Here is a 1,835-nt window from a genome sequence, read left to right as displayed (position 1 = left end):
GGTGCGACCGCGGTGGTCACCTGGCGGTGGCGCCAGACCCGGCCGTCGGCGCGACGGAACGAGCCTGCCGAGGTCCACTGATCGCGTCTGTCACGAGTGCTCGTGCAGCCGGGTGAGCAGCGGTCCCGCCGCGACGTGGAGCGGGCGGATGGTCACGTCCGCGCCGGCAGCGATCAGCTGCTGTTCGTGTTCCTCGGTGTCGGCGCTGACCGCCACCTGTCCGGCGTACCCGTGGTGACGGAGCGCCTGGAGGACGTGCAGGTTCGCGTCGAGCGTCCGCAGCGTGCTGACCACCCAACGCGTGTGCTCCAGCGGGAGCCGTTCGGGAAGATCCGGGTCCTCCGCGTCGCCGTAGATGACGGGGACGTCCCACCCCGGTGACTGGACGCTCCGCGGATCGAAATCCACCCCGAGCACCTCGTCGCCTCGGTCGCGGAGCTCCTCGAGCACGGTGCGGCCGAACCGGCCGAGACCGATGATCACGTACTTCGGCTCGTGCGGGACCTCGTCGTCGGGGACCGATGCGCTCGGGTGCGCGCGTTCGAAGATGCGGAGCAACGGCTCGAGCCAACGGTAGAGGGTGTCCGAGCCGTAGATCATGTACGTGGAGGCCGAGATGGTGATGAGCCCCACCGCGGTGACCAGACCGACCACCTCGTCGCCGACCTGCCCGAGGCTGGCGCCGAGCGCGATGAGGATGAGTGAGAACTCACTGATCTGGGCGACCGTCAACCCGGCCTTGAACGACACCTTCTTGCGGTAGCCGAGCGCACCCATGATCACCATGACGATCACCGGGTTGCCGACGAGGACGAACATCGAGAACAGCAGCGCGGGCAGGATCTGGTCGGCCGCGGCGCTGATCTCGAAGCTGGTCCCGAGCTCGATGAAGAAGAACACGAGCAGGAAGTCGCGCAGGGTCGTCAGGCGCCCGCTGATCGCCTCGCGGTAGCTGGACGAGGCCAGGCTCATCCCGGCCAGGAACGCGCCGACCTCCTCGCTGAAGCCGAGCTGCACGGCGATCGTGGCGAGCGCGACGGCGTAGCCCACCGCGGCGAGGACGAGCAGCTCCGACTGCCGCGCGAGCAGGTGGACCACACGGGGGAGCACGTAGCGGGCCAGCAGCACGACGCCCGCGACCAGGGCGGCGCCGCTCACGATGACGCTGACGAACTCGCCAGCGAGGTCCCCGCTGCCGTCACCGACGGCCGTGATGGCGATCATGGCCAGGACCACGCCGATGTCCTGCACGATCAGGAAGCCGAGGGCGATGCGTCCGTGCAGGTCGTCGAGCTCGCGCTTGTCGGTGAGCAGCTTCACGATGATGATCGTGGAGCTGAAGGTCAGGGCGACCGCGATGTAGACCGCGGGGATCGACGCGAAGCCGAGCGCGCGGGCGATCAGGAACCCGAACGCCGAGGTGAAGACGATCTGTCCGAGCCCCGTGGCGAGGGCGACCGGGCCGAGCTGGCGGACGAGCCGGACGTCGAGCTTGAGGCCGACCACGAACAGCAGCAGCGAGATGCCGATCTCGGCGAGCAGTTCGATCTCGCTGGACGAGTCGACGAGCCCGAGCGCCTCGGGGCCGACCGCGATCCCCGCGGCGATGAGGCCGACGATCAGCGGCTGCTTGAGCAGCATCGCCAGGACCCCCGCAGCGATGCAGACCGCTAGCACCGCGGCGACCTGTTCGAACACGCCGTCCACGTGGAGCTCTCCGGTGGTGGGACGGGGACGCTACTCGGCCGGTGTCGAGGCACCCCGATCGGCGCTGCCACCCTCGGTGATGGGCACGGTGGTCAGCTCTCGCAGCGGGTGGCGAGAGCGTCGCCGTC

Annotated in this window: 1 protein-coding gene; it reads right to left on the bottom strand. The window is 69.4% G+C overall.

The genetic code is table 11. The annotated features are described in order from the left end of the window. Positions 1-90: 90 nt before the first annotated feature. On the bottom strand, positions 91-1,707 hold the full coding sequence (locus tag WEB03_RS15230; RefSeq protein ID WP_368071772.1) for a cation:proton antiporter: 1,617 nt from the start codon (positions 1,705-1,707) through the stop codon (positions 91-93). Positions 1,708-1,835: the final 128 nt, after the last annotated feature.

The organism is Nitriliruptor sp., assembly GCF_040882075.1.
Taxonomy (GTDB): domain Bacteria; phylum Actinomycetota; class Nitriliruptoria; order Nitriliruptorales; family Nitriliruptoraceae; genus Nitriliruptor.
The sequence above is the reverse complement of the archived record's forward strand: the minus strand, read 5'-3'. Positions and strand labels throughout refer to the sequence as shown.